Source organism: Pseudomonas simiae (assembly GCF_900111895.1).
Lineage (GTDB): Bacteria > Pseudomonadota > Gammaproteobacteria > Pseudomonadales > Pseudomonadaceae > Aquipseudomonas > Aquipseudomonas simiae.
In genome coordinates this window covers 625,177-651,728 of the sequence record NZ_FOKB01000001.1, presented here as the reverse complement: position 1 = coordinate 651,728, position 26,552 = coordinate 625,177, and the positions used below count along the sequence as shown (strand labels likewise).

At 60.6% G+C, this 26,552-nt stretch carries 21 protein-coding genes and 1 tRNA gene; 2 read left to right on the top strand and 20 right to left on the bottom strand.

Going from position 1 to position 26,552, the window contains the following annotated elements; genetic code table 11:
* Positions 1 to 79: 79 nt before the first annotated feature.
* The 12 genes from BMZ57_RS02955 to leuC form a co-directional block, all read right to left on the bottom strand.
* Complete coding sequence (locus BMZ57_RS02955) at positions 80 to 742, bottom strand: SPOR domain-containing protein (RefSeq protein WP_010209072.1); 663 nt, start codon at positions 740 to 742, stop codon at positions 80 to 82.
* On the bottom strand, positions 726 to 2,033 hold the full coding sequence (gene folC, locus BMZ57_RS02950) for a bifunctional tetrahydrofolate synthase/dihydrofolate synthase (RefSeq protein WP_010209071.1): 1,308 nt from the start codon (positions 2,031 to 2,033) through the stop codon (positions 726 to 728). The genes BMZ57_RS02955 and folC overlap by 17 nt, the downstream gene beginning before the upstream one ends.
* Positions 2,030 to 2,950: an acetyl-CoA carboxylase, carboxyltransferase subunit beta gene (accD, locus tag BMZ57_RS02945; RefSeq protein ID WP_016976632.1), complete on the bottom strand. Its 921-nt coding sequence runs from the start codon at positions 2,948 to 2,950 to the stop codon at positions 2,030 to 2,032. The genes folC and accD overlap by 4 nt, the downstream gene beginning before the upstream one ends.
* A 244-nt stretch (positions 2,951 to 3,194) precedes the next feature.
* The gene (locus tag BMZ57_RS02940; protein ID WP_044287553.1) at positions 3,195 to 3,827 is read right to left on the bottom strand and encodes a phosphoribosylanthranilate isomerase; all 633 of its coding nucleotides are present in this window, start codon (positions 3,825 to 3,827) and stop codon (positions 3,195 to 3,197) included.
* 64 nt (positions 3,828 to 3,891) lie between these two features.
* On the bottom strand, positions 3,892 to 4,716 hold the full coding sequence (truA, locus tag BMZ57_RS02935) for a tRNA pseudouridine(38-40) synthase TruA (RefSeq protein ID WP_010209068.1): 825 nt from the start codon (positions 4,714 to 4,716) through the stop codon (positions 3,892 to 3,894).
* 141 nt (positions 4,717 to 4,857) lie between these two features.
* Positions 4,858 to 7,419: a FimV/HubP family polar landmark protein gene (locus tag BMZ57_RS02930; RefSeq protein WP_069672442.1), complete on the bottom strand. Its 2,562-nt coding sequence runs from the start codon at positions 7,417 to 7,419 to the stop codon at positions 4,858 to 4,860.
* A gap of 162 nt (positions 7,420 to 7,581) precedes the next feature.
* Positions 7,582 to 8,592, bottom strand: coding sequence for an aspartate-semialdehyde dehydrogenase (locus BMZ57_RS02925; protein ID WP_021491197.1), 1,011 nt, complete (start codon positions 8,590 to 8,592; stop codon positions 7,582 to 7,584).
* 251 nt (positions 8,593 to 8,843) lie between these two features.
* Positions 8,844 to 9,956 carry an aspartate-semialdehyde dehydrogenase gene (asd, locus tag BMZ57_RS02920; RefSeq protein WP_021491198.1) on the bottom strand — a complete coding sequence of 371 codons (1,113 nt, stop codon included), beginning with the start codon at positions 9,954 to 9,956 and terminating at the stop codon, positions 8,844 to 8,846.
* A 64-nt stretch (positions 9,957 to 10,020) separates the two neighbouring features.
* A complete protein-coding gene (leuB, locus tag BMZ57_RS02915; protein WP_017530190.1) occupies positions 10,021 to 11,103 on the bottom strand; it encodes a 3-isopropylmalate dehydrogenase in 1,083 nt (360 codons plus the stop codon).
* A 53-nt stretch (positions 11,104 to 11,156) separates the two neighbouring features.
* Entirely contained in the window at positions 11,157 to 11,921 is a 765-nt protein-coding gene (locus BMZ57_RS02910; protein WP_069672441.1) for a class I SAM-dependent methyltransferase, read from the bottom strand.
* Between the two features lie 162 nt (positions 11,922 to 12,083).
* Positions 12,084 to 12,728, bottom strand: a complete 645-nt coding sequence (gene leuD, locus BMZ57_RS02905) for a 3-isopropylmalate dehydratase small subunit (RefSeq protein ID WP_069672440.1) — start codon at positions 12,726 to 12,728, stop codon at positions 12,084 to 12,086.
* 10 nt (positions 12,729 to 12,738) lie between these two features.
* On the bottom strand, positions 12,739 to 14,157 hold the full coding sequence (gene leuC, locus BMZ57_RS02900; protein ID WP_010209060.1) for a 3-isopropylmalate dehydratase large subunit: 1,419 nt from the start codon (positions 14,155 to 14,157) through the stop codon (positions 12,739 to 12,741).
* A 140-nt stretch (positions 14,158 to 14,297) separates the two neighbouring features.
* Here leuC and BMZ57_RS02895 point away from each other — a divergent pair, with 140 nt between their 5' ends.
* Complete coding sequence (locus BMZ57_RS02895; protein ID WP_021491201.1) at positions 14,298 to 15,188, top strand: LysR family transcriptional regulator; 891 nt, start codon at positions 14,298 to 14,300, stop codon at positions 15,186 to 15,188.
* A gap of 66 nt (positions 15,189 to 15,254) precedes the next feature.
* Entirely contained in the window at positions 15,255 to 18,551 is a 3,297-nt protein-coding gene (locus BMZ57_RS02890; RefSeq protein ID WP_010209058.1) for an EAL domain-containing protein, read from the top strand.
* On the opposite strand, the gene BMZ57_RS02885 is transcribed toward BMZ57_RS02890, so the two are convergent.
* The 8 genes from BMZ57_RS02885 to BMZ57_RS02850 form a co-directional block, all read right to left on the bottom strand.
* Positions 18,548 to 20,473 (bottom strand): hypothetical protein, encoded by a 1,926-nt coding sequence (locus BMZ57_RS02885; protein ID WP_069672439.1) that lies wholly within the window; start codon positions 20,471 to 20,473, stop codon positions 18,548 to 18,550. The two genes, BMZ57_RS02890 and BMZ57_RS02885, sit on opposite strands and share 4 nt — an antisense overlap.
* A gap of 66 nt (positions 20,474 to 20,539) precedes the next feature.
* Positions 20,540 to 21,301 carry a hypothetical protein gene (locus BMZ57_RS02880; RefSeq protein ID WP_069672438.1) on the bottom strand — a complete coding sequence of 254 codons (762 nt, stop codon included), beginning with the start codon at positions 21,299 to 21,301 and terminating at the stop codon, positions 20,540 to 20,542.
* 269 nt (positions 21,302 to 21,570) lie between these two features.
* Entirely contained in the window at positions 21,571 to 22,833 is a 1,263-nt protein-coding gene (locus BMZ57_RS02875; protein WP_074900387.1) for a hypothetical protein, read from the bottom strand.
* A gap of 564 nt (positions 22,834 to 23,397) precedes the next feature.
* Positions 23,398 to 24,375, bottom strand: a complete 978-nt coding sequence (locus tag BMZ57_RS02870) for a tRNA dihydrouridine synthase (protein ID WP_010209053.1) — start codon at positions 24,373 to 24,375, stop codon at positions 23,398 to 23,400.
* Positions 24,376 to 24,430: 55 nt separating this feature from the next.
* Entirely contained in the window at positions 24,431 to 24,865 is a 435-nt protein-coding gene (locus BMZ57_RS02865; RefSeq protein WP_042571801.1) for an acyl-CoA thioesterase, read from the bottom strand.
* Positions 24,866 to 24,904: 39 nt separating this feature from the next.
* Positions 24,905 to 25,738, bottom strand: a complete 834-nt coding sequence (locus BMZ57_RS02860; RefSeq protein ID WP_069672480.1) for an alpha/beta hydrolase — start codon at positions 25,736 to 25,738, stop codon at positions 24,905 to 24,907.
* A gap of 15 nt (positions 25,739 to 25,753) precedes the next feature.
* Positions 25,754 to 26,293 (bottom strand): TetR/AcrR family transcriptional regulator, encoded by a 540-nt coding sequence (locus BMZ57_RS02855; RefSeq protein ID WP_010209050.1) that lies wholly within the window; start codon positions 26,291 to 26,293, stop codon positions 25,754 to 25,756.
* Between the two features lie 182 nt (positions 26,294 to 26,475).
* A tRNA-Glu gene (locus tag BMZ57_RS02850) sits at positions 26,476 to 26,551 on the bottom strand.
* Position 26,552: the final 1 nt, after the last annotated feature.

Here is a 26,552-nt window from a genome sequence, read left to right as displayed (position 1 = left end):
CCCTGTTGATTGGCCCACCGTCATCGCAGGCAAGCCAGCTCCCACACTTGGCCTGCATTCCAACCAGAGGCTGGCGGTATCAGCCGCGCTCAGGCTGGAAGCGGGTGACAAACCCCTTCAGGTTCTGCTGGCGATCCAGCAGGTCCCGCAGGCGATCCGCCTCGGCACGCTCGATCAGCGGACCGATAAACACCCTGTTCTTGCCGTCAGCGCTACGGATGTAAGCGTTATAGCCCTGGCTACGCAGCTTTTTCTGCAAGGCATCAGCGCCTTCGCGATTACCCAGGCTGGCCACCTGGATCGACCAACTGATCGGCAACCCATTCGGATCGATACGGCTTTGCCCCACGTCCGGCTTGCCCGGCGCGGCAGGTTGCGGCGCTACCGGCTTGGGTGCAGGTGCGGGCGCAGCGGGCTTGGCGGCAGCAACCGGTGCAGCGGGTGCCGGCTTGACCACCGGTACGCTCGGCTGAACCGGCATCGACGGGGCTTGCTGGGCAGCCACTTCAGCATCGGTCGGCACCGGCTCTTCTTCCGGCAAGGCCTGGGGCTCAGGCACCACCACCGGCTCAACCTGTACTTGCGGCACCGCCGGGGCCTGTGGGGCAGCCGGCGCCTCGACGACCACTTGACGCTCTTCATCCTGGCGAGAAAACAGCATCGGCAGGAAAATCACCGCCAACGCCACCAGAACCAGGGCTCCGACCATTCGCTGCTTGTATGCGCTATCCAGTAATGCCATGTGCAGCTTCCTCCGTGGAGCGCCGGGCCAACCACTCGAGCGCCTCGGCAACACAATAAAATGACCCGAACAACAGAATCTCATCGTCGGGGGTGGCAACGGCGCACTGTGCTTCAAGGGCATCGGTCACGCTTGCATACGACGCTACCGGCGCACCAAGGTTCTGCAAGGCCACTTCCAGCTCGGCGGCCGGACGGCTGCGCGAGGTATCCAATGGCGCTACCGCCCAAGCCTGGACGCTGCCCAGCAACGGCGCGACAACACCGTCCAGGTCCTTATCGGCCAGCAAGCCAAAGACTGCAAGACGACGACCGACCGGCGGCGTACGCGACAGGCGTTGCGCCAGGTACTCGGCCGCATGGGGGTTATGGCCCACATCCAGCAACAGGTTCAGGCGCTTGCCTTGCCATTGGAACTCACGACGATCCAATCGCCCGACCACACGTGTCGACAACAAGGTGGCGGCAATCTGCTCGGCATTCCACGGCAGGTCCAGCAACAGATAGGCCTGCAGCGCAAGCGCAGCGTTTTCCATCGGCAGATTCAGCAGCGGCAGGTCGCACAGCTCTACAACCTGGCCGCGGGCATCGCGCCCACGCCATTGCCAGTGCTGCGCACCGATCTCGAGATTGAAGTCGCGACCGCGCAGGAAAAACGGGCAATCCAGCTCGCGCACCTTGTCGAGCAAGGTGTGCGGCGGATCCAGGTCACCACACAGCGCAGGCTTGCCCTGGCGGAAGATCCCGGCTTTTTCATAGGCAACGGATTCGCGCGTATTGCCCAGGTAGTCGGCATGGTCCACGCCAATGCTGGTGACCAATGCCAGGTCGGCATCCACCACATTGACCGTGTCCAGACGCCCGCCCAGGCCGACTTCCAGCACCACCACATCCAGTTGCGCACGCTCGAACAGCCAGAACGCCGCCAAGGTGCCCATCTCGAAGTAAGTCAGGGAAATCTCGCCACGGCCGGCATCGAGTGCGGCGAAGGCTTCGCAGAGTTGCTCATCCGTGGCTTCGACGCCATTGAGCTGCACCCGCTCGTTGTAACGCAGCAGGTGCGGGGAATTGTAGACGCCGACTTTCAGCCCTTGGGCCTGCAGCAGCGCCGCGACAAAGGCACAGGTAGAGCCTTTGCCGTTGGTACCGGTCACCGTGATCACACGCGGTGCCGGACGGCCCAACCCGAGGCGGGCCGCTACCTGTTGCGAGCGCTCCAGGCCCATGTCGATGGCGGACGGATGCAACTGCTCAAGGTAAGCGAGCCATTCGCCCAGGGTACGCTGGGTCATAGGTTTGCAGGCACCGGCGGCACGACGATCGGTTCAACTTTAGGCGCGACGTACACAGGGGTAGGCAGGCCCATCATTTGTGCCAGGAGGTTACCCAGGCGTGGACGCAGCTCACCGCGCGGGATGATCAGGTCGATAGCACCGTGCTCCAGCAGGAATTCGCTGCGCTGGAAACCTTCCGGCAGCTTCTCACGCACGGTCTGCTCGATCACACGTGGGCCGGCAAAGCCGATCAATGCCTTTGGCTCGCCGACAATCACGTCACCCAGCATCGCCAGGCTGGCGGAAACGCCGCCGTAGACCGGGTCAGTGAGTACGGAGATGAACGGGATGCCTTCTTCGCGCAGACGCGCCAATACCGCAGAGGTCTTGGCCATTTGCATCAGGGAGATCAACGCTTCCTGCATGCGCGCACCACCGGAGGCGGCGAAGCAGATCATCGGGCAACGGTTTTCCAGGGCGTAGTTGGCGGCGCGAACGAAGCGCTCACCGACGATGGCACCCATGGAGCCGCCCATGAAGGAGAATTCGAAGGCCGACACCACGACCGGCATGCCCAGCAGCTTACCGCTGACGGAAATCAGCGCGTCCTTCTCGCCAGTCTGCTTCTGCGCGCCGACCAGACGGTCCTTGTACTTCTTGCTGTCGCGGAACTTGAGACGGTCAACCGGCTCCAGGTCGGCACCCAACTCGTTACGACCTTCGGCATCCAGGAAGATGTCGATGCGAGCGCGAGCGCCGATACGCATGTGGTGGTTGCACTTGGGGCAAACGTCCAGGGTCTTTTCCAGCTCCGGGCGGTACAGCACCGCGTCGCAGGATGGGCACTTGTGCCACAGACCTTCAGGAACCGAGCTTTTTTTCACCTCGGAACGCATGATCGAAGGGATCAGTTTGTCTACTAACCAGTTGCTCATGCTTTCTTTCTCCAGTACCGGTGGCTTGAACACAGCCCCGCGTATGCCCTTGAGCTAAATTCATATGTGGCGATGACACAAGCTGGACGGGGTCAGACGTTCGACCGGCCTTTTCCCGCCTGTATCCTCAGCCTTCCAGACAACCTGCCAGCGCAGGGTTGCCACTTCGTTTCCGGGCCACCCTCAGGCGGCGCCGGGCTGTTTTACACAGTGGTAGTTATGGACGGCGGCAGACTGCCAGCCGTCACATCCGGTCACTGCTGTTGCGCACGGCCTGCATGAATGCGCGAATCTTGCTGTGATCCTTGATGCCCTTGCCCTGCTCCACGCCGCCGCTGACATCCACGGCATAAGGCCGGACTTGCTCTATCGCCGCCCCGACATTACCGGGGTTGAGCCCGCCGGCCAGGATGATCGGCTTGCTCAGGCCCTCGGGAATCAGCGACCAATCGAACGCTTCGCCGGTACCGCCGGGCACGCCTTCGACATAGGTGTCGAGCAGGATTGCGCGGGCGCTGCCATAGGCCGCACACGCCGCAGCGATATCGTCCCCCGCCTTGACACGCAACGCCTTGAGGTACGGACGCTGGTAGCTTTCACATTCGTCCGGCGTTTCGTCGCCGTGGAACTGCAGCATATCCAGCGGTACGGCATCCAGGGTTTCGTTGAGCTCGCAGCGGCTGGCATTGACGAACAAACCCACAGTGGTCACGAATGGCGGCAACGCAGCGATGATCGCCCGCGCCTGCACCACACTCACCGCCCGCGGGCTCTTGGCATAGAACACGAAACCGAGAGCATCCGCCCCCGCCTCGACCGCCGCCAGCGCGTCTTCTATGCGGGTAATCCCGCAAATCTTGCTGCGAACGGCTGACATGTCGTGGAAACCCCAGGGATTGGACCGATAAAGTCCCGGATGGTAACAAAAGCTTTTCCGGGCGTCAGCCGCCAAGTTCGCTGAAACCTGTGAGGAAGTGTGGCCCGATGAAACGCTCCGGCAATTCGAACTCGTCACGGTACTCCACATCCACCAGGTACAAGCCAAACGGATGCGCCGTGACTCCGCCCGTACGACGGACGCGGCTCTCCAGTACTTCCTTGGCCCACTCCACCGGACGCTCGCCGGTGCCGATGGTCATCAGCACCCCGGCAATGTTTCGAACCATATGGTGGAGGAACGCCCCTGCACGGATATCCAGCACGATCATCTTGCCGTGACGGGTCACCCGCAGGTGATGGACTTCCTTGATCGGCGACTTGGCCTGGCACTGGCCGGCACGAAAGGCGCTGAAATCATGCACGCCGACCAGATGCTGTGCGGCTTCGGCCATGCGCTCGGCGTCGAGCGGGCGATGGTTCCAGGTGATTTCTTCGTTAAGGTGCGCCGGACGGATCTGGTCGTTGTAGATCACGTAGCGATAACGCCGGGCGATGGCCTTGAAGCGCGCGTGAAAGTGCGCTGGCATGACCTTGGCCCAAGTGACGCTGACGTCATGGGGCAAGTTGATATTAGCGCCCATCACCCACGCCTTCATCGACCGTTCAGCCTGAGTGTCGAAGTGCACCACCTGGCCACAGGCGTGCACGCCCGCGTCGGTACGCCCGGCGCACATCAGCGACACCGGCGAATCAGCCACTTTCGACAGTGCGTTCTCCAGGGTTTCCTGCACCGTCAGCACGCCGGACGCCTGACGCTGCCAGCCGCGATAGCGCGAGCCTTTGTATTCCACGCCCAGGGCGATGCGGTAAAAGCCTGCGGCCGCCATTTCGGCGGCCGCGTTATCTATATTTGCCAAGAACTGAGAGCCTGATGAGTTGCGCAAAGGCGGCCATTATGCCGATTTGTGTGAGTGCCCACAAAAGCAAAACGGCGACCCGAAGGTCGCCGCTGCCTTGACGATTGACGGTCAGACCAGCCTGCCGAGCATTTCCTTGGCCTCGCCACGCTGAGCTTCATCACCTTCGGTCAGCACTTCGCTGAGGATATCCCGCGCGCCGTCCGCATCGCCCATGTCGATATAGGCCTGGGCCAGGTCGAGCTTGGTCGCCACTTCGTCCGTACCGGAGAGGAAGTCGAATTCCGGCTCATCGTCGCCCTGCGCCGCGTCTTCTGCGGTGAAGGATGGCTCGATGGAAGGATGCTCCAGGCTCTGGGACAAACGGTCCAGCTCGGCGTTGACATCGTCCAGCTCGGACGCAAATGCATCAGGCTTGGCCGCCGCTTCCGGCTCATCGGCCAAGGACAAGTCGAAATCTTCCGGCAGGTCGAAGTCATCCAGCGCCGTCGGGGCCAGGGTGGGCGGCTCGACGGCCGGCACATCCTTCATCTGCTCTTCCAGGCCGGAGAGGAAGTCGTCATCGGATTGCGCCGATGCCGGGCCATCCAATTGCAGGTCCAGGTCGAAGTCCGAGAGGTCATCCGGCGCGGCCTTGGCTTCGGTCTGCTGTTGCAGCAGCGATTCGAAGGTCTGCTGATCGTCCTTGGCCTCAGCCGGGGAGGCTTCTTCCAGGTCGTCCAGGCTCAAGTCGAAATCGGTGTCGAACGCTTCCGGCTCTGTAGCCGCAGGCGCTGGCTTGTCTTCCAACAAATCCTTGACGTACTGAGCGTCCAAGGCAGCCGCGGCCACCGCAGCACTGACACCCGCCGCCAGCACGGCCATGGCCGGGAAGCGACTCTTGAGCTGTTCGACCTGGGCATGGTTCTCACCATTGGCCACCAGTTGACGCTCCTGGGTCACGAAGCCGTCCTTGTTGTTTTGCAGGCCGTAGACCTCCATCAGCTTCAAACGCAGGTCGCTGCGCTTGGGCTCCTGTTTGATCGCCTGCTCCAGCACATCGGCGGCCTGGTTCAGGTGACCACGGTCGACAAGGGACTGCGCTTGGGCCAGGGCATCGCTGGCGTTCACCGGAGCCACGGCAACCGCCAGCGGCGCCAGCACCGAGGCGACAGTCGGCACAGCGACTGCCGGCTCAACCGTAGGCGTTGGAGTTGGAGCTGCGGCCAATTTGACGTTCGGCGGCGGCACTTCCAAGCCTTCGAAGCTGTCTGGTGGCAGATCCTGGTCGATGTTCGAGGTAAATACCGGCTCTTCAGCCAGCGCGCGCGCCATGCGCAGGTGTTTTTCCTCCTCGCGGCGCGCATTGCGGTGGCGCACCCACAACAGCAGGAGCAACAGCACCAGCAGGCCTGCGGCACCGCCGATCACACCGAGCACGACCGGGTTGGTCAGCAGGTCATTGAACTTGCCTTCGGCGCTGGCCGGCGTTGCATCCGCCTTGACCGGCTCAGGCGCCGGCGCGGCAGGTGCGGGGGTAGCAGTGGCGGCGTCGGGCACTGCCGGAGCGGCCACCGGCTCACCTGCCAACTGCGCGGGCATCGCCGCCGTGGCCGGAGCGGCCGGGGTGCCCTTTTCGGCCTGCAGACGTGCGAGCTGATCATTTTTCAGTTGAATCAGCTTTTGCAGCTTGTCCAACTGGCTTTGCAGGTCTGCTGCGCGACTTTTCAACTCTTCGTTGTCGCGACGGGTAGTGTCCAGTTGCTCCTGGGTCATCGCCAGTTTGTCGCTCAACGCCGCACTATCGCCCGCCTTGCCTTTGACGCCTTTCTTGGCCGCCTCAGCGGAAACCAGGCTCAGGTTGTCCTTGGCGCCGGTGCTCGCTGGCGCATTGCCGGCCTGGGTGCGCTTGGTGGCGTCCAGTTGCTGCTTGCCCGCGGCGGGATTGTTGGCGGCGCGTCGGCCTTGGCGCCAGGCCGCATTCTGCGCGCTGACTTCGGCGATCGCCTGGGGTTGTGGCAGCGAGGTGCTTTGCACGGGATCCGGCAGGCGCAGGACCTGGCCGGTTTTCAAACGGTTGATGTTGCCGTCGATAAATGCGTCGGGATTCAGCGCCTGGATTGCCAGCATGGTCTGCTGTACCGAGCCGCCATTGCGGTTCTTCGCGGCAATTTCCCACAACGTGTCGCGAGACGTCGTGGTGTGTTGTGCCGGCTTGCTCACGGCCGGCGCGGTGCTGGCCGGTGCCGCCAATCGCGGCGCAGGCGCGGCGGTCGTCGGTGCCGGCTGGTCGAACTTGGCCGGGTCAAGCAATACACTGTAGTCGCGCATCAAACGGCCATTGGGCCATTGCACTTGCAACAGGAAGCGGACATAGGAATCCGGCAATGGCTTGCTGGAGGTCACACGCACCACGCTGCGGCCGCTGGGATTGACCACCGGGGTAAACGTCAGGTCGTCGAGGAACGCCTGGCGATCAACGCCGGCATCCACGAAGGCTTGGGACGAAGCCAGGCTTGGCGTGATCTCGGAGGCGGTGAGCCCACCGACATCGAGCAATTCGATTTCCACCGCCAACGGCTGGTTCAACTTCGACTTGAGGGTCATCTCCCCCAGCTGCAGCGCCTGCGCCATACCGGAGGACAGCGCCGAGGCGGCCGCTATTGCTAACACCAGTTTGCGAACTTGAACCATAGCCTCATCCTTTGTCTGAACACTCCCCGGCCTGCGAGAAGGTTGGTAACCGCTGCCATAAGGCATGGCGAGCCGATAGGTCACCGACGCGCAACTTTTCCTGCCTGGGGCCAAGCATAGCGCTTGGCTAGAATCAATCTACAAATTGCCGCCAAGTATCTTTTACGCAAGGCCTTTTATCAACAACTGCGCCAGCTGTACGGCGTTCAGTGCCGCGCCTTTGCGTACGTTATCTGACGTCAGCCACAGATTTAGTTCCGCAGGGTCATCCACACCTGCGCGGACCCGTCCTACATAGACCACGTCCTGGCCAACCGCGTCGCCCACCGCCGTTGGGTAGTCCCCCTCCTCAACCCGCTCTATTCCCGGCGCTGCGTCGAGCAGGCGGTTCACGGCGGCGAGGTCGACCGGTGCACCCAGTTGCAGAGACACTGTCAGGCTATCGCCAAAAAACACCGGGGCTTGAACGCAGGTTGCGGAAATCTTTAGCAAAGGTAATTCCAGCACTGCGCGCAGCTCGTGTACGAGGCGTTTCTCCAGGGCTGTATGACCTTGGGCGTCCGGTGTACCGACCTGAGCCAGCAGGTTGAAGGCGACCTGCCGATCAAACACCTTCGGTTCCAGTGGGCGCATATTCAGCAGCTCGGCGGTTTGCCGGGCCAATTCGCTGACGGCTTCACGCCCCTGGGACGACATTGCCAGGTTGGCGGTGACGCTCACGCGCTGGATATCCAACAGGCCCCGCAATGGCGCCAGGACGACTGCCAGGTGGGTCGCCGATGGACTTGGGCTGCCGAGCTGGAAGGGTCTTTCCAGGCCGTCGAGCACATGGGCATTGGCTTCCGGCACCACCTGCGGTGCCTGTTCGGCCGACAGCGCGCCCGACAAGTCGATCACCGAGCAGCCCACCGCCGTGGCACGCGGCGCAAAACTCAAGGTCACCGCCGGCCCCGCCGCAAAGAATGCCAGCTGGACTTTGCTGAAGTCGAACTCATCGACCTCCCTCACCCGCACGTTCTTGCCGCGAAACGGCACCGATGCACCGGCAGAGTTACTGCCCGCCAGCAGGTGCAGGGTGCCCACCGGAAAGCCCAGTTCTTCGAGGATCTGCACCAGGGTTTCGCCAACGGTGCCGGTGGCGCCAATCACGGCGATATCAAAGGTCTGGGTCATGGGGGCTGCCTCGGGCATTGCGGGGGGAGCGGCACTTTACCGGGTGGTGGGGGGTGAGGCAATTAACCCGGCTTTTGTGGTGTGGCTGATGGCATCTTCGCGAGCAAGCCCGCTCCCACATTCGACCGAGTTTCGTCAGTTGGAATGCAATCAAATGTGGGAACTGGCTTGCCTGCGATAGCGCCCGAAAGAACAATAAAAAAACCCGCGCCTGTCACCAGAACGCGGGTTTCTCATCTTGCTTTACGCGATCAACGCTCCAGCAGAATCCGCAGCATGCGACGCAGTGGTTCGGCCGCGCCCCACAGCAGTTGGTCGCCCACGGTGAACGCGCCCAGGTACTGGGTGCCCATGTTCAGCTTGCGCAAGCGGCCCACCGGTACATTCAGGGTGCCGGTGACCTTGGTCGGGCTCAGCTCCTGCATGCTGATGTCGCGGTTGTTCGGCACCAGCTTGACCCAAGGGTTGTGCTGGCTGATCAACGCTTCGATATCGGCGATCGGCACGTCTTTGTTCAGTTTGATGGTCAGCGCCTGGCTGTGGCAGCGCATCGCGCCGATACGCACGCAGATGCCGTCCACCGGGATCGGGCTCTTGAAGCGACCGAGGATCTTGTTGGTCTCGGCCTGGGCCTTCCATTCTTCACGGCTCTGGCCGTTCGGCAGTTCCTTGTCAATCCAGGGGATCAGGCTGCCGGCCAAAGGCACGCCGAAGTTCTCGGTCGGGTAGGCCTCGCTGCGCATGGCCTCGGCCACACGGCGGTCGATGTCGAGGATCGCGCTGGCCGGGTCAGCCAGTTGATCGGCCACAGCCGCGTGGGTCGCGCCCATCTGCTTGATCAGTTCACGCATGTTCTGCGCGCCGGCACCGGAGGCCGCCTGATAGGTCATGGCGCTCATCCACTCGACCAGGCCCGCTTCGAAAAGGCCACCCAGGCCCATCAGCATCAGGCTGACGGTGCAGTTGCCGCCGACATAGTTCTTGGTGCCCGCGTCCAGCTGCTGGTCGATGACCTTGCGGTTCACCGGGTCTAGGATGATGACGGCATCGTCCTGCATGCGCAGGCTCGACGCGGCGTCGATCCAGTAACCCTGCCAACCGGCTTCACGCAGCTTGGGGAAGACTTCGCTGGTGTAGTCGCCACCCTGACAGGTCAGAATCACGTCGAGGGTTTTCAGCTCTTCAATGTTGTAGGCGTCCTTGAGCGGGGCAATGTCCTTGCCCACGGACGGCCCTTGGCCACCCACGTTCGAAGTGGTGAAAAACACCGGCTCAATAAGATCGAAATCCTGCTCTTCCAGCATCCGCTGCATGAGCACGGAACCGACCATACCGCGCCAACCGATCAGACCTACACGTTTCATCGCAACTACACCTTGTTAAAAAGTGGGCCGCCTTGCAGCAAGAACTGCAAGCGGGCCCGAGAGATTACAGATTCCGCAGCGCGGCGACTACTGCGTCGCCCATTTCTTGCGTACCGACCTTGGTGCAACCCTGCGACCAGATGTCGCCGGTGCGCAAACCCTGATCCAGCACCAGGCTCACAGCTTTCTCGATCGCGTCGGCTGCGTCGCTCAGGTTGAAGCTGTAACGCAGCATCATCGAGACCGACAAAATCGTCGCCAGCGGGTTGGCAATGCCCTGGCCCGCGATGTCCGGCGCCGAACCGTGGCAAGGCTCGTACATGCCCTTGTTATTGGTGTCCAGGGACGCCGACGGCAGCATGCCGATGGAACCGGTGAGCATCGATGCCTGGTCGGACAGGATGTCGCCGAACAGGTTGTCGGTGACGATCACGTCGAACTGCTTGGGTGCGCGCACCAGTTGCATCGCAGCGTTGTCGACGTACATGTGGCTGAGCTCGACATCCGGATAGTCCTTGGCCACTTCCTCGACGATTTCGCGCCACAGTTGGCTGGAGGCCAGGACGTTCGCCTTGTCCACCGAGCAGACTTTCTTGCCGCGCACGCGGGCCATGTCAAAACCGACACGGGCGATACGGCGGATTTCGCTCTCGCTGTACGGCAGGGTGTCGTAGGCCTGGCGCTCGCCATTTTCCAACTCGCGCACACCGCGTGGCGAGCCGAAGTAGATGCCGCCGGTCAGCTCACGCACGATGAGGATATCCAGGCCCGCGACCACTTCCGGCTTGAGGCTCGACGCGTCAGCCAGTTGCGGGTAGAGGATCGCCGGACGCAGGTTGCCGAACAGGCCCAGTTGGGCGCGAATTTTCAGCAGGCCGCGCTCAGGACGGATGTCACGTTCGATCTTGTCCCATTTCGGGCCACCCACGGCGCCGAGCAGCACGGCATCGGCCGCACGGGCGCGGTCCAGGGTTTCATCGGCCAGGGGCACGCCGTGCTTGTCGATGGCCGCGCCGCCGATCACGTCGTGGCTCAGCTCGAAGCCCAGGCTGTACTTGGAGTTGGCCAGTTCCAGCACCTTGACCGCTTCGGCCATGATTTCCGGACCAATACCGTCGCCAGGGAGAATCAGAATCTGCTTGCTCATGCGTTCCTCATTTCATCAAGCGACCCGCCCGTGGGCAGGTCGGGAAAAATCGATCAGCGTTCGGCGAAGACCACCAGTACGTCGGTGCTGAAGGTGCCGTCGGCCTGAATTTCGTAATAATCGCGCACTTCCTGGCCCATGGCCTTCTGCAGCTCAAGGATTGCAGCGCGCAATACCTCTGGCGTGCGCATGCGCTCGACCCAGGAGGTGTATTCCAGGCGCAAGCGTTGGCGGCTGCTAGTGCGCACGTGCAGACCGGCCTCGCTGAGCTGTTGCATCCACTCCGCGGCGGAATAATCGCGCACGTGGCTGGTGTCGCGCAGCACTTCGACGGTTTGCAGGTAAGTGTCCAACAGCGGGCTGCCCGGTGACAAGACGTCGACGAACGCCGCCACGCCGCCCGGCTTGAGTACGCGGCGCACTTCGCGCAGGGCCAGGCCGAGGTCGCTCCAGTGGTGAGCCGAATAACGGCTGAACACGAAATCGAACTCGCCATCGGCGAACGGCAGACGTTCGGCGGCGCCGTGCACGGTGGTGATGTTGCCCAGGCCACGATCCTTGGCAGCGGCTGCAACCACGTCGAGCATCTGCTGGGACAGGTCATACGCCACCACGTCCTTGACCAGCGGCGCCACATGGAAACTCACATGACCGGCACCGCAGCCCAGATCCAGCAGCCGTGCATCGCCCTGCCCGGCCAGTTCGGCCTGGAGCAGCGCGAATTCGGTGCCTTGGGCGTGCACGGCACTGCTCAGGTAGGCAGACGCCTGTTCGCCGAATTGTTTTTGCACGATGTGGGTGTGGGCGGTGGTGGTCATGGTGGCTTTCCTTGGGACGTGTGTTGTTTTTGCTGCCGCCTTCGCGAGCAAGCCCGCTCCCACATTTGACCGAGTTTCTTCAGTTGAAATGCAATCAAAAGTGGGAGCGGCGGTGCGACGATTCGACTTGCTCGCGAAGGGGCCTGTCCGGCTTATATAAAATCAAGCATCGCGAAACAACCAAGGCTGGCTCGCCCGGTGCTTGGCTTCAAACGCTGCAATCGCATCGCCGTCCTGCAAGGTCAGGCCGATGTCGTCCAAGCCGTTGATCAGGCAGTGCTTACGGAACGCATCGACTTCAAAGTGATACACCTTGCCATCCGGACGGGTCACGGTTTGCGCAGCCAGGTCGACGGTCAGTTGGTAGCCCTCTTCGGCCTCCACCTGCTTGAACAGCTCGTCGACTTCTTCGTCGGTCAGGATGATCGGCAACAGGCCGTTCTTGAAGCTGTTGTTGAAGAAGATGTCGGCATAGCTCGGCGCGATGATGCTGCGAAAGCCATATTCTTCCAGGGCCCACGGCGCGTGTTCACGGCTGGAGCCGCAACCGAAGTTTTCCCGGGCCAGCAGTACGCTGGCGCCTTGGTAACGCTCGGCGTTGAGCACGAAGTCCTTGTTCAGCGGGCGCTTGGAGTTGTCCTGGTAGGCGTAGCCCACGTCCAGGTAACGCCACTCGTCGAACAGGTTCGGGCCAAAACCGGTGCGCTTGATCGACTTCAAGAACTGCTTGGGGATGATCTGGTCGGTGTCGACGTTGGCACGGTCCAATGGGACGACAAGGCCGGTGTGTTGGGTAAAAGCACGCATCGGGTATTCCTCAGATCAATTCGCGAACGTCGATGAAACGACCGTTGACGGCAGCTGCAGCAGCCATGGCCGGGCTGACCAAGTGGGTACGCCCACCGGCGCCCTGACGCCCTTCGAAGTTACGGTTGGAGGTGGAGGCGCAATGCTCGCCCGATTCCAAACGGTCCGGGTTCATCGCCAGGCACATCGAGCAGCCTGGCTCACGCCATTCAAAACCGGCTTCAAGAAAGATCTTGTCCAGGCCTTCGGCTTCGGCTTGCGCTTTGACCAGGCCCGAACCCGGCACCACGATGGCTTGTTTGATGGTCGACGCCACTTTGCGGCCCTTGGCGATCACCGCCGCAGCGCGCAGGTCTTCGATCCGCGAGTTGGTGCAGGACCCGATGAACACGCGGTCCAACTGGATGTCGGTGATCGCTTGGTTGGCCTGCAAGCCCATGTACTTCAAGGCGCGCTCGATGGAGCCGCGCTTGACCAGGTCGGTTTCTTTAGCCGGGTCCGGCACGTTCTGGTCGACGGCCAGGACCATTTCCGGCGAAGTGCCCCAGCTGACTTGTGGCTTGATCTGGGCAGCGTCGAGCTCGACCACGGTGTCGAACACCGCGTCGGCGTCGGAGACCAGGTCCTTCCAGGCTTCAACAGCGGCGTCCCAATCCGCACCTTGCGGAGCAAATGGGCGACCCTTGACGTATTCGACGGTTTTTTCGTCGGCCGCGACCATGCCGACGCGGGCACCGGCTTCGATGGACATGTTGCAGATGGTCATGCGGCCTTCGATAGACAGGTCGCGAATCGCACTGCCGGCGAACTCGATGGCGTGGCCGTTACCGCCAGCGGTGCCGATCTTGCCGATCACCGCAAGGACGATGTCCTTGGCAGTCACGCCAAATGGCAATGTGCCTTCGACCTTGACCAGCATGTTCTTCATTTTCTTGGCGACCAGGCACTGGGTGGCGAACACATGTTCCACCTCGGAGGTGCCGATGCCGTGGGCCAAGGCGCCGAATGCACCGTGGGTGGAGGTGTGGGAATCACCGCACACCACGGTCATGCCCGGCAAGGTGGCGCCCTGCTCCGGGCCGATCACGTGCACGATGCCTTGACGCACGTCATTCATCTTGAATTCGGTAATGCCATATTCGTCGCAGTAATCGTCGAGGGTCTGAACCTGCAAACGCGAAACCTGGTCGGCAATCGCGTCGATGCCACCTTTGCGCTCGGGAGTGGTCGGCACGTTGTGGTCGGGGGTGGCGATGATGGAGTCGACGCGCCAAGGCTTGCGCCCGGCCAGACGCAGGCCTTCGAACGCTTGGGGCGAGGTCACTTCATGGATGATGTGACGGTCGATATAGATCAGCGACGAACCATCGTCGCGCCGTTTCACTTCATGGGAATCCCAAAGCTTGTCGTAAAGCGTTTTGCCGGCCATCAGTCGGTCCTCATCAGCGGTATTTCTTTATGCCGGGCTTTTCAATAACCCTTTGGCTTGTGAGGCTGATGGTATGGCGCTACATTAAATAACTCAAATTCATATTTTTTATGCTTTGGATTACCAACTGGAATACATCCATGGATCTGGCCAACCTCAATGCCTTCATTGCCATCGCCGAGACTGGCAGCTTCTCCGGCGCCGGCGAGCGCCTGCACCTGACCCAACCGGCCATCAGCAAACGCATCGCCGGTCTGGAGCAACAATTAAAGGTGCGCCTGTTCGATCGCCTGGGCCGTGAAGTCGGCTTGACCGAAGCCGGACGGGCCTTGCTGCCGCGCGCCTATCAGATCCTCAACGTGCTGGACGACACCCGCCGCGCGCTCACCAACCTCACCGGCGAAGTCAGCGGCCGGCTGACCCTGGCCACCAGTCACCACATCGGCCTGCATCGCTTGCCGCCGGTGCTACGTACCTTTACCCGGGAATACCCGAATGTGGCGCTGGATATTCAGTTCCTCGATTCGGAAGTGGCCTACGAAGAAATCCTCCATGGCCGCGCCGAAGTGGCGGTGATTACCCTGGCGCCCGATCCTCACAACCTGGTACGCGCCACCCCGGTCTGGGATGACCCGCTGGATTTCGTGGTGGCGCCGGAACACAGCCTGATCAGCAACGGCAGCGTCAGCCTGGCCGATATTGCCGGCCACCCGGCGGTTTTCCCTGGAGGTAATACCTTTACCCACCATATCGTCAGCCGCCTGTTCGAGGCCCAGGGCCTCACCCCGAACATCGCGATGAGCACTAACTATCTGGAAACTATCAAGATGATGGTGTCCATCGGCCTGGCCTGGAGCGTGCTGCCACGCACCATGCTCGATGATCAGGTGGCAAGTATCGCTTTACCGGGCATACAGCTCAGTCGCCAGCTAGGCTATATCGTGCACACCGAAAGGACGCTGTCGAACGCTGCGCGGGCTTTCATGAGCCTATTGGATGCACAGGTCGATCTGCCAGGGATACCGGCATGAAGCCGTGCGGCCTCAAGGTCTGAACAGAACCGCGCTGAACGCCCATTGAGCCAAGGCCCTTTGATAATGCGCAACCCCGTCGATTCCGTGCCACCCCTGCCCCGCATCTACGCCCTGGATCCCCAAGCGGCGGAACAAAGCTGGGACAGCGCCCCGCAATTGCTGGCAGCGCTCAATGCTGCCCGGCTAGGGGCTTGGTGTTGGGAAATCGACAGCGGACGTATCAGCTGGTCACGGGGCACCCAGGCACTGTTTGGCTTTGACCCACGCCAGCCGCTGCCCAACGACCTGGACTACCTGGACCTGCTGGCCCCCGAAGACAGCGCCCGCGTAGTGCGGGCATTCCATGCGGTGCTGGCGGGCGAGCCGTTCGAACAGGCCATGCATCACCATATCCAATGGCCAGATGGCAGCCTGCACTGGCTGGAAATCAACGGCAGCCTGGCGCCGGACAAGGCCGGACGGCGCCGCATGATCGGGGTGATCCGCGAAATCACCCACCAGCGCGACCGCGAAAACGCCCTCAGCCACTCCGAGAAACGCTTCGCCACGCTGTTCCACCTGTGCCCGAACATGGTCCTGCTGACCCGCCAGGCCGACGGCCTGATCAGCGAAGCCAACCAGTATTTTGAAATGCTGTTCGGCTGGCCGCTCGCCGACGCCATCGGCCGCACCACCCTGGACCTCGGCCTGTGGCGCCACCCGGAGCAACGCGCGCAGCTGGTAAAAGCCACCCAGCGCAAGGGCGAGCCGATCACCATGGAGGTGCAGTTTTGCGCCAGTAATGGCCAAATCCACGATGGTACCCTCAGTGCACAGAAGGTCGAGCTGGAGGGCGAGGCCTACCTGATCAGCACCTTTCTCGACACCACCGAGCGCAAAAACGCCGAGCAGGCCCTCAAGGACAGCCAGGAGCGCCTCGACCTGGCCCTGGATTCGGCGCAACTGGGTACCTGGGACTGGCACATCCCCACCGGCATGCTCTATGGCTCGGCCCGCGCCGCCCAATTGCACGGGCTGCCGCCGGAACCCTTCCATGAGTCGTTCGACGCCTTCTTCGAAGGCATGCCCGATGACGAGCGCGAAAGCATGCGCAACGCCTATCGGACCCTGCGCGAAGGCCCAGCCGGCAACTATCAACTGACTTACCGCGTGCCGATGGAAGACGGCAGTTCGCGCTACCTCGAAAGCCGCGCGCGCCTGTACCGTGACGAACAGGGCGCACCGCTGCGCATGGCCGGCACCTTGCTGGATATCACTGACCAGGTGGAACGCGAACAGCGCCTGACCGCCTCCGAGGAAAAATTCGCCAGCCTGTTCCAGGTCAGCCCCGACCCGATCTGCGTCACCTGTCTGGACGGCGGCACGTTTATCGAGATCAACCCCGCGTTTACCCAGACGTTTGGCTGGACGGCCGCCGAAGTCATCGACAAGAGCGCCGAACAGATCGGCCTGTGGGACGAATCCAGCAAGCGTCTGCAACGGATCGAGCGGGTGATCCGCGAGCAGGCGTTGAGCAATGTGGCGATCGTGGCGCATCACAAGAACGGTCAGGCGCTGACCTGCGTGATTTCCAGCCGACTGATCAAAGTGGGTGACCAGCCGTGTATCGTCACCACCTTGCGCGACATCACTCAGCAGCAACGCTCGGAAGCGGCGCTCAAGGCCAGCGAAGAGAAGTTCGCCAAAGCCTTCCATTCCAGCCCCGATGCCATTTCCATCACCGAGCGCGACACCGGCCGTTATGTGGAGGTCAACGACGGCTTCTGCCGCCTGACCGGCTATCGCGCCGAGGAGGCCATCGGCCTGACCCTTTACCAGATCGGCATCTGGGCCGACGAGAACCAACGCGCCGCGCTCCTGGCCGAATTGCAGATCAAGGGCCGTATCAATTACTTGGAAATGCTCTGGCACAACAAGCGCGGTGAGTTACTGGCAGTGGAAGTCTCGGTAGAGCCCATCACCTTGAACGAAACCCCGTGCTTGCTGCTGACCGCACGAGACGTGAGCCTGCTGAAAAACGCCCAGGCACAGATCCGCCACCTCGCCTACCACGACCCACTGACCAACCTGCCCAACCGCGCCCTGCTGATGGACCGCCTGAGCCAGCAGATCGCCCTGCTCAAGCGGCATAACCTGCGCGGCGCACTGTTGTTCCTCGACCTCGACCACTTCAAGCACATCAACGATTCCCTGGGCCATCCGGTGGGCGATACCGTGCTGAAGATCGTCACGGCCCGCCTGGAAGCCAGCGTGCGCATGGAAGACACCGTGGCGCGCCTGGGTGGCGATGAGTTCGTGGTGTTGCTCAGCGGCCTGGATGGCACGCGCACGGAGGTCAGCAACCAGGTACAGGAGCTGGCCGACACGTTGCGTGAGCTGCTTTCCGAGCCGATGTTTCTGGACGGCCATCGTTTACAGGTCACACCGAGCATTGGCGTGGCATTGATTCCCGATCACGGCTCCACGCCGGCGGACCTGCTCAAGCGTGCCGATATCGCCCTGTACCGCGCCAAGGATTCAGGACGCAATACCACCCAGATGTTCCACAACAGCATGCAAAAAACCGCCAGCGAACGCCTGCGCATGGAGACTGACCTGCGCCTGGCCCTGTCGCGCGGTGAATTCAGCGTGCATTACCAACCGCAAGTGGATGCGCGCGGCAACCGCATCGTCGGCGCCGAGGCCCTGGTGCGTTGGCAGCATCCGCAATTGGGCGCGCAGTCACCCTCCGAATTCATCAAGGTGCTGGAGGACAGCGGCCTCATTCTTGAAGTCGGCACCTGGATCCTGGATGAAGCCTGTGCGGCCTTCCAACAACTGATTGCGGAAGGCCTGGTCGACCCGCTGAATTTCAGTCTGTGCGTGAACATCAGCCCTCGGCAGTTCCGCCAGAACGACTTCGTGGAGCGGGTGGAGCGCAGTCTCAAGCAGCACAAATTGCCGTTCAGCCTGTTGAAACTGGAAATTACCGAAGGCATCGTGATCCAGAACCTGGACGACACCATCAGCAAAATGCGTCGCTTGAAAAAACTCGGCGTGAGCTTTGCGATGGATGACTTCGGCACCGGCTATTCATCGCTCACTTACCTCAAACGCCTGCCGGTGGATGCCCTGAAGATTGACCAGTCGTTTGTGCGTGACGCCACCCATGACCCCAACGATGCCGAGATCATCCGCGCCATTGTCGCCATGGCCCGCAGCCTGAACCTGGAGGTGATTGCCGAAGGGGTGGAAACCCAGGACCAACTGGCCTTCCTGCAGGGCCTGGGCTGCCATTTGTACCAAGGGTATTTGCATAGCCGACCGCTGCCCATGATCGGATTCCGCGAGCGTTTACTCGCGGGAGAAGGCCGGGGTTAAACCAGTTTCAAGGCGTGACCTTCCTTTTGCATCCAGTCCGAACCTTGCAACTCGCGCTTGATGCCATATTCATCAATGGCCCCCTCCACAACGACCACCGAATGCCCGAAGTTCGCCAAGGTGCCTGGCACGCCTGATGCCAGCTCCTGCACGCTACTGGGGCGGGTAAAAGCGTATAAGCCGAGGCGACGCAACGCATCGCCCGGAATCTCACCGTCGTTCAGCGTTTTCAGGGCGGCGTCAAAACTTGCACTGGCGCGGAACTCATGATTTTCCAGCTGGGCACGCTTGGCGCTCGCCGCGTAGAGGAATACCGCATCGTCAACCAGGCCCTTGTCCTCGCCATGGAAGTTGGCAGCCGCTCGCGCCCTTTGCAACTCGACGTGAGTGAAGCGCACCGTGCAACCATCACGCATGATGGTGGTGAAACCTTCGGGCGTTTCGGTGACATGCTTGAAGATCCCCATAGGGTTCTGCCCATACTTCATCATCGCAGCCTTGATTGCCGACACCGTGACACAGTTACCCTCGACGCCTTGATAGAAACCGTTCCAGATATCGACAGGCTTTGTGCCGACGGGCACCGCCGAGAACTGCGCAGGCTTACCGTTGGGTTCGACCGGTACGTCTGCGGCAAGCTGGTAGCCATAATCCTTGCTGACAGCCGCTTGCCCACCGTTATCATGCTTGATGCCATCCGCGACCAATGCACCCGAATAGTTAAAGGTGCTGATAACGCCGACGCTGCCTGGCTCACGCAATTTATCGGGGGGCACAACGCGTATGAAGCCGATCAGGCCCATGCCTTTCAACACGCGATAGGTGTGCTCCCCACGCAAGGTGCTCGATAGCGCTGCATCAAACTCAACATTGCCCTCGACCTGCTTGCGCTTGGCAAAGGCGGCCAGCATGAAATTGGCATCGGCGCCCATTGGCGCGTCAGGGCCGGTCAATCGTGAGGCTCCACAGGTGCGTTGCAACTCCTGCGCTGACAGCGTCACTTCAAACCCATCTTTCATGGTGATGCGGTAACCCGTTTTCGTGGCCTCGACCGTTTCAAACATGTCGGAGGGCGAGCGGCCAAACCGCAGCATCATCATCTTGATGACAGCAGCATGGCTGCTCAGATCAAACACTTCGCCGAAACTACGCGAGACCGGCGCAAATCCCTGCAACACCTCTGCAACGCCGGGACGGACACTTTTGTTGCGCAGTTCAACCTCGGGGACGACCGTCGGCGTTTCGGGGGCAGGGGCAATACGGGGCGTTGGCACACTGTCGCTCACCAACGTATACATATAGCTTCGATCGGGAGAACGTTGCCGACCAAACTGATGCGCCTTGTCAGCGTAAATTAACGACGAGCCAGAGTCATAGCTGTCTGCAACCCCCGCAAGCCCCTCCGACATAGCCGTTGCAGTGGGGCGGTATTGGAGATGGCCGGACAACCCCATGCCTTTGAGCATGTTGAACGCCGTTTCACCCTGCAACGACTGGGTCAAGACCGACTCAAAACCAGGCCGATCAGCCGCATTACCGCTGGCTGATTGTTTGCGCTTGATAAACACAGCCAACGCAAAATGGGCACTGCTCAGTGCATCGTTGTGATGGCCGGTAAAACGCGACGCGGACGCCGCCTGCTGCAACTCCTGTTTGGAAACATGCAGCGTGTAACCATCTTTCATGGTCACGTCATACCCATCGTTACTGCCCTTTACTTCGTTGAAAAAATCCGCAGGACGCGGGCCAAACGTGAGCATCATCAGATTAATGACGGCGCTGTGCGAACTGGCATTGAAATGCTCACCGAAGCCACGCTCCGGCACATCAACAGGGGGAGTGCGAGATATTCCTAAAGCACTCGACAACTGCGCAGCCATGGGGTTAGAACGCACGAAAGATCCAATTGCAAACGTACTCATATCGTTAACTCTTTTATTAATTAGTTGGACGAGTTCGTGACAAGAAAATCAGATCAAACGTTGTTGTCACATCAACGCGATGGCTTGGCCGCCTGTGGGCCGGCCGCCTTTGCGCCCATAGTTCTCTTCAATTCCGTCCACGATAGCCACTGAGTGCCCGCGCCGGTTGACCATGCCAATCAATGACTTGTCAGCGAATTCACGCACCGATACACGCTTCATATGGTCTTTTAGCCCCAGACGTTTGAACCCCTCCCCAGGGCCCCATTCATCTTCACCATCGTTGAGGCTTCTTATGGCGGCTTCATAACTTTTGCCTGCCCGTCCGTCGTTGTTCTCCATTTGCGCCCGCTTGGCAGAAACTGCAAACAGGAAATGTGCATCCTTGAGCATGCCAGGATCATTTATTCCAACAAAGTTGGAGCCGCGGATGGCACTGTCCAACTCCGCCTTGCTGAGTTCTACCGTCATGCCGTCACGCATGACAACTTTAAATCCATCCACGCCTTTCTCGACAGACTTGTAAATATCCTTAGGGCTTTGGCCAAACTTTGCCATCGCCGCCTTGATAGCGGAGATTGTCACACAGTTACCATTTCTGCCCTGACGAAAACCACTGAAGATATCTTTGGGCTTTGCACCTCGACGCTGAGTGGAAAGCTCGGGGATAGGTTCGTTTTGTTTATCGGTGAGCCTCGTATCGGGAGTGGGTTGTACGCGTGGCGACGGTGCAGGTACATCGTTGTTTTTCGGTTCAACCGGATGCACGTCTCCACGCAAGAGGCTTTGCAATTGAGTGAAAAACTGCTTGAACACTTCTCCCAACATGCTGAGCAAGGCCGAAGTGTCCGCGTTATTACTGAAACTATCGGACTTTACCTCTGAGCGAGGAACAGCTGTTGCAGTACGAACGTTTTCTCTGGGCACAGAGTGGAGCGATGCACGAACTGAATGGTCTGGTGTCCGGCAAGGCTCAATAGTTGGCGATACAACACGGTTATGGCTTATCGATAACATGTTTTAAGTCTCATTGAGTGCCCCCTGGCCGAAACGACCAGAGGACCAGCATTTATGTTCAACGCGTCAAGATAACGGGCTCAAAAACGTGGACGGAGGCCAGGCTTGTTAGCTCGGTGGTTGTCGAAACGCTTATGGGATTGGCTGCTGCAATCATCAACCAAGTCATCCGGTGCGGGGGATGTAAGGTCCGTATTGGGTGGGGTATTAGGCTTTGGATTCACAGGGGCCGGGGTATCAGGCTTTGGATTCACGTTGGTCGGGGTAACAGGCCTTGGATTCACATGGATCGGGGTATCAGGCTTTGGATTCACGTTGGTCGGGATGTCCGGCCTTGGATTCACATTGGTCGGGGTAACAGGCTTGGGATTCACGTTGGTCGGGGTAACAGGCTTGGGATTCACATGGGTCGGAATGACCGGAGGCTGTGGCGACGGCTGTCCGTCGGGCTTCGGCATTACCGGGGGTTGTGGAGACGGCTGCTTATCAAGCCTCGGCGTCACCGGAGGTTGTGGCGCTACTTTTTCATCTGTATGCGGGCAATGACAGTTTTGGACCTGCACCGTCACGTTGATATCAGACGACAGCTTATTTTTATAATCCACAGGGGTGAGAGGAGGCTTTGCCTGCTGAGTATCGAGTTTGCCGTCAGGCCTAATGCTCACCTGGGTACGACCATCCGGCATGACTTTAACCTCCGGGTCCGGCTTCACCCGTGCCTTGGTATCCGCTTCGGGTGCAACCTTGTCCTGCGCCTTCGCATCCACAACGGTCTTGGCATCGGTGCCAGGCAGCACGGTCTTCTTGGTATCCGCCCCCGGTGCGACCTTCTGCTCGACCTTCCCATCCGGCACGTTCTTGGTATCGGTGCCAGGTAGCACGGTCTTCTTGGTATCCACCCCCGGTGCGACCTTATGCTCGACCTTCCCATCCGGCACGTTCTTGGTATCGGTGCCAGGTAGCACGGTCTTCTTGGTATCCACCCCCGGTGCGACCTTGTGTTCGGCCTTCATATCCGGAACGTTCTTGCCATCGGTACCAGGCTTCACCGGGGGCTGGGCATCAAGGTCACTAGGCAGGCGGGGCAACACCCCCATGCCCGCGAGCATGCTACGCATCGCTTTGACCGCGAACTCAAACATGGCAAATAACTTTTCCAGGGACTCCTTATTCATCGGCACATTGTTTTCTTTTGGTGTCGGACTACTGTCCTTTAGAAACTTATTCATACTGTCCATAGACGGCGACAATTCGAGCGATTTATCAGCGTGCACGGAAGTCTGGTTAAGCTGTGGATAATGTGTGTTCGTTGGCATGAACTGCTTGGCCGAGACATTAGACATATTTTTATTCCTGAATCTGTGCCCACCCCCGCACCGGCAGGAGAGAGACCACGATTGACATTAAGTGTGAAACAACGGTGAGTTCGACAAACTCGCAAGATTCGTGGGGCGCAACGGAGATGAGTTCCGAATAATCGTGGCTTATATAAGGAAACCAATTGGGCACCCGAGACGTTCGCCTATGGACATTCGCAGAAAAACCCAGACTGCACGCGCCTCGCATCCACCCAAGAGTGGAAACTTGAGGAAACACCCCATGAACAAAGCAACTTAATGAAAACAACAACGCTATTTAAAAAACAAAAGCTATGTTAATTGGCGCACGCGCAAGTACCTGTCCTACCACCCGAGAACATTAAAAAATTAAACTTCAGTAGCAGTTGAGCCAAACATTCATACGCCTTTGCATATATCTCGCAACACCACAACAACCACCCAAAACAAATAAAAAACCCAAGCCAGGCCCAGCCAGCACAGGGCGATGCCAAACATATTTTTCAGACAAAAAAAAGGCACCTTTCGGCGCCCCTTACAGCAACAGATGAAACACTTATATATGTAAACCTAATCTTGCAGCGCCACAGACTGTTCGCACCGACTGGGCATACCCAACAAACGCCCGACCTGCTCCAGGTCGGTTTCCCTGCGCATCAGCGTAAACAATTCCACCGCCTCAGGGTAATTGCGGGTGAGCATCGCCAGCCATTGCTTCAAACGCCCCGGCGCCTGACGTTCAGTCAGTTGCGCCACCGACTGGGTCCAAAACTCCTGGAGCATCGGCTGCATCTCTGCCCACGTCATCTCGACCACCTCCTCCCCTGCCCGCGCCGCAGCGATCTGCCGCGCCAGGTCCGGACGCGCTACCAGGCCACGGCCCAGCATGATGTCTTCGGCGCCACTGACTTCGCGACAGCGCTTCCAGTCTTCAACACTCCAGATATCGCCATTGGCGAACACCGGGACCTTGACCACCTCCTGTACGCGCGGGATCCATTCCCAATGGGCAGGCGGCTTGTAGCCGTCGGTCTTGGTACGCGCATGCACCACGATATGCGCCGCGCCGCCTTCGGCCAGGGCCGTGGCGCAGACCAGAGCGCCATCCGGGCTGTCGAAACCCAGGCGCATTTTCGCGGTGACGGGAATGTGGGCCGGCACTGCGCGTCGGACGTGTTCGACGATCTGGTTGAGCAGCTCCGGCTCCTTGAGCAGCACCGCACCGCCTCGGGACTTGTTGACGGTCTTGGCCGGGCAGCCGAAGTTCAGGTCGATGACCTGCGAACCCAGCTCACACGCCAGCGCGGCGTTTTCCGCCAGGCACACCGGGTCGGAGCCGAGCAATTGCACACGCAACGGCACACCCGCAGCGGTGTGGGCACCGTGGAGCAGTTCCGGGGCGAGTTTGTGGAAATACGCTGGGGTGAGCAGGCGGTCGTTGACGCGGATGAACTCGGTCACGCACCAGTCAATACCGCCGACACGGGTGAGAACGTCCCGCAGGATGTTGTCGACCAACCCCTCCATGGGCGCCAAAGCAATTTGCATGGAAAACACTCAACAAAAATCGTGGCGCAGTTTACTGGGTTTCCCACAGCAACCGTTAACCCCCTGTCAGGGCGGGGCCATAACCGTCGAGAAATTCCGCGGGCATGCGCTTGGGCTTGCCGGTGGACAGCTCGATGCAGACAAAGGTGGTGTGCGCGCGTAGCAGGGTCGCGCCGTCACGCGGGCGTACCAGTTGAAAGCGCCGGGTCATCTTCAGGCGCTGGTCCCAGTCGACGATCCAGGTGGCCAGTTGCAACTCATCGCCTTCGTAGCCTGCGGCGAGGTAGTCGATCTCATGACGCACCACCGCCATGGCACGGTCCAGGCGGCGATATTCGGTCAGGTCCAGGCCCAGCCGCTGGGAATGGCGCCAGGCGCAGCGCTCCAGCCAGGACACGTACACCGCGTTATTGGCGTGCCCCAGGCCGTCGATGTCTTCAGGGGCGACCTGCAGATCGATGATAAACGGCGTTGCCAAATCCCAGCCCATGCCTTGCTCCCGGTCGATTAACTTAACCGGGGCAGTGTATCAGGCAGTTTGCCGCTCCTGTAAACGACGGCCGGCCAGCAGCGCCAGCACACCGTCGATCACGCGCGGATCGGCCAGTACTTTCTGGTGACCGCCCTTCTCCAGGCGCAGCAGACGGCTGTCAAACCAGGCTTCGTGAATGGCTTGGGAGGCTTTGACCGGGACGAAGGTATCGTCTTCGGCGTGCACGATCAGGCCAGGAATGTTCATCTGGTAGTGGGCCACATCCAAATGCTTGAGCGGCATGCCGAAGGTCATTTCGACCTCATGGATGAAGGCCAAGCGTGCCCGCGCCGGCAAACCGACCATCTTGGTGAAGCCACGCAGCACATCCAGAAAGCGTGACGGTGCAGCGATGCTGACCAGCGCCTCGGTACGCAAGCCCAACTGCACCGCCAACATCGCACTGGCGCCGCCCATGGAATGGCCGATCACCGCGTGCAGCGGCGGCAACTCGGCAGCGGCCTCGAGCATGGCACGGGCGAACAGCAGCACATGGGCTTCACGCCCTGGCGAACGACCATGGGCAGGGCCGTCGAGCGCAATCACTGAATAACCGTTATCGACCAACGCCGTGATCAGGCTGGCGAATTGAGTGGGCCGCCCTTCCCAACCGTGCATCAACAATACTGCGGGCCCCTGGCCCCAACGCAAGGCGGACAAACCGAAACGCAAGGTGATGCGCTCCGATTGCGCCAGCAGCGGCAGCTCCCAGTCACGCGGCGGCAGGTCGCGGGGTGTCATGAAGGCGCGGCGCATCTTGCCGGCCACCGTTTGCGGCGCCAGGTGCCCCAGGGTGCCGTTGAAGCGACGAATCCAGGTTAATGTGCCCATCATGACAACCCTCTTCTAGCGCACGGCCGACTTGGCGGCGCGCAGCACACGGTCAGACAACTCACCGGGCCCCAAGGCGCGGGCCAAGGCCAGGCCACCGATCATCAGCGCCATGTCAGCCAGGGCTTTGTCGGTGTCTTCAGGGCTGGCGGCGAGTTGCGCGGCCATCAGCTCGCAATGCTCGTTCAGCGCTTGGCGGAATTCATCTGGCAGGCGGCTCATCTCGCCGACAGTTGCCGGGATCGGACAGGCCTGGGCAGTTGAGTCACGGTGTTTGCGTGACAGATAAAACGCCGCCACAAGGCTTCTGCGCTCCTCTCCGGTCAACTGGGCGTCCATGTCATCAATCGACGCACGACGCTTGGCCAGCAACTGGGTGAAGGCCTCCAGCATCAGTGCGTCCTTGCTTTCGAAGTGCGCGTAGAAACCACCGACGGTCAGCCCCGCCGCGCCCATGACTTCACCCACACTCGGCTCAGCCGGGCCGCGCTGGATCAACGCGGCGCTGGCGGCCTGCAAAATGCGTTCGCGGGTTTGCGCTTTTTTATCGCTCATCATTGCCTCCGATGCTCATGGGTTGAATATTATTACCATAATAATATTCCGCAAGCCACCCGCGCGACCGTTGGTCAGAGGAGAAGAATGGGAAAGAGGAGAGAATTGGCCAAACGCCAGACAAACAAAAGGGCCATTCAATAATTGAATGACCCTTAAAAATCCCGCAGAGCGGGTAATCGTGGCGTCCCCTAGGGGACTCGAACCCCTGTTACCGCCGTGAAAGGGCGGTGTCCTAGGCCACTAGACGAAGGGGACA

Excerpts from the sequence above, each read along its gene's own strand:
- BMZ57_RS02955 (WP_010209072.1), bottom strand. The coding sequence starts at position 742 with ATGGCATTACTGGATAGCGCATACAAGCAGCGAATGGTCGGAGCCCTG.
- folC (WP_010209071.1), bottom strand. The coding sequence starts at position 2,033 with ATGACCCAGCGTACCCTGGGCGAATGGCTCGCTTACCTTGAGCAGTTG.
- accD (WP_016976632.1), bottom strand. The coding sequence starts at position 2,950 with ATGAGCAACTGGTTAGTAGACAAACTGATCCCTTCGATCATGCGTTCC.
- BMZ57_RS02940 (WP_044287553.1), bottom strand. The coding sequence starts at position 3,827 with ATGTCAGCCGTTCGCAGCAAGATTTGCGGGATTACCCGCATAGAAGAC.
- truA (WP_010209068.1), bottom strand. The coding sequence starts at position 4,716 with ATGGCGGCCGCAGGCTTTTACCGCATCGCCCTGGGCGTGGAATACAAA.
- BMZ57_RS02930 (WP_069672442.1), bottom strand. The coding sequence starts at position 7,419 with ATGGTTCAAGTTCGCAAACTGGTGTTAGCAATAGCGGCCGCCTCGGCG.
- BMZ57_RS02925 (WP_021491197.1), bottom strand. The coding sequence starts at position 8,592 with ATGACCCAGACCTTTGATATCGCCGTGATTGGCGCCACCGGCACCGTT.
- asd (WP_021491198.1), bottom strand. The coding sequence starts at position 9,956 with ATGAAACGTGTAGGTCTGATCGGTTGGCGCGGTATGGTCGGTTCCGTG.
- leuB (WP_017530190.1), bottom strand. The coding sequence starts at position 11,103 with ATGAGCAAGCAGATTCTGATTCTCCCTGGCGACGGTATTGGTCCGGAA.
- BMZ57_RS02910 (WP_069672441.1), bottom strand. The coding sequence starts at position 11,921 with ATGACCACCACCGCCCACACCCACATCGTGCAAAAACAATTCGGCGAA.
- leuD (WP_069672440.1), bottom strand. The coding sequence starts at position 12,728 with ATGCGTGCTTTTACCCAACACACCGGCCTTGTCGTCCCATTGGACCGT.
- leuC (WP_010209060.1), bottom strand. The coding sequence starts at position 14,157 with ATGGCCGGCAAAACGCTTTACGACAAGCTTTGGGATTCCCATGAAGTG.
- BMZ57_RS02895 (WP_021491201.1), top strand. The coding sequence starts at position 14,298 with ATGGATCTGGCCAACCTCAATGCCTTCATTGCCATCGCCGAGACTGGC.
- BMZ57_RS02890 (WP_010209058.1), top strand. The coding sequence starts at position 15,255 with ATGCGCAACCCCGTCGATTCCGTGCCACCCCTGCCCCGCATCTACGCC.
- BMZ57_RS02885 (WP_069672439.1), bottom strand. The coding sequence starts at position 20,473 with ATGAGTACGTTTGCAATTGGATCTTTCGTGCGTTCTAACCCCATGGCT.
- BMZ57_RS02880 (WP_069672438.1), bottom strand. The coding sequence starts at position 21,301 with ATGTTGGGAGAAGTGTTCAAGCAGTTTTTCACTCAATTGCAAAGCCTC.
- BMZ57_RS02875 (WP_074900387.1), bottom strand. The coding sequence starts at position 22,833 with ATGTCTAATGTCTCGGCCAAGCAGTTCATGCCAACGAACACACATTAT.
- BMZ57_RS02870 (WP_010209053.1), bottom strand. The coding sequence starts at position 24,375 with ATGCAAATTGCTTTGGCGCCCATGGAGGGGTTGGTCGACAACATCCTG.
- BMZ57_RS02865 (WP_042571801.1), bottom strand. The coding sequence starts at position 24,865 with ATGGGCTGGGATTTGGCAACGCCGTTTATCATCGATCTGCAGGTCGCC.
- BMZ57_RS02860 (WP_069672480.1), bottom strand. The coding sequence starts at position 25,738 with ATGGGCACATTAACCTGGATTCGTCGCTTCAACGGCACCCTGGGGCAC.
- BMZ57_RS02855 (WP_010209050.1), bottom strand. The coding sequence starts at position 26,293 with ATGAGCGATAAAAAAGCGCAAACCCGCGAACGCATTTTGCAGGCCGCC.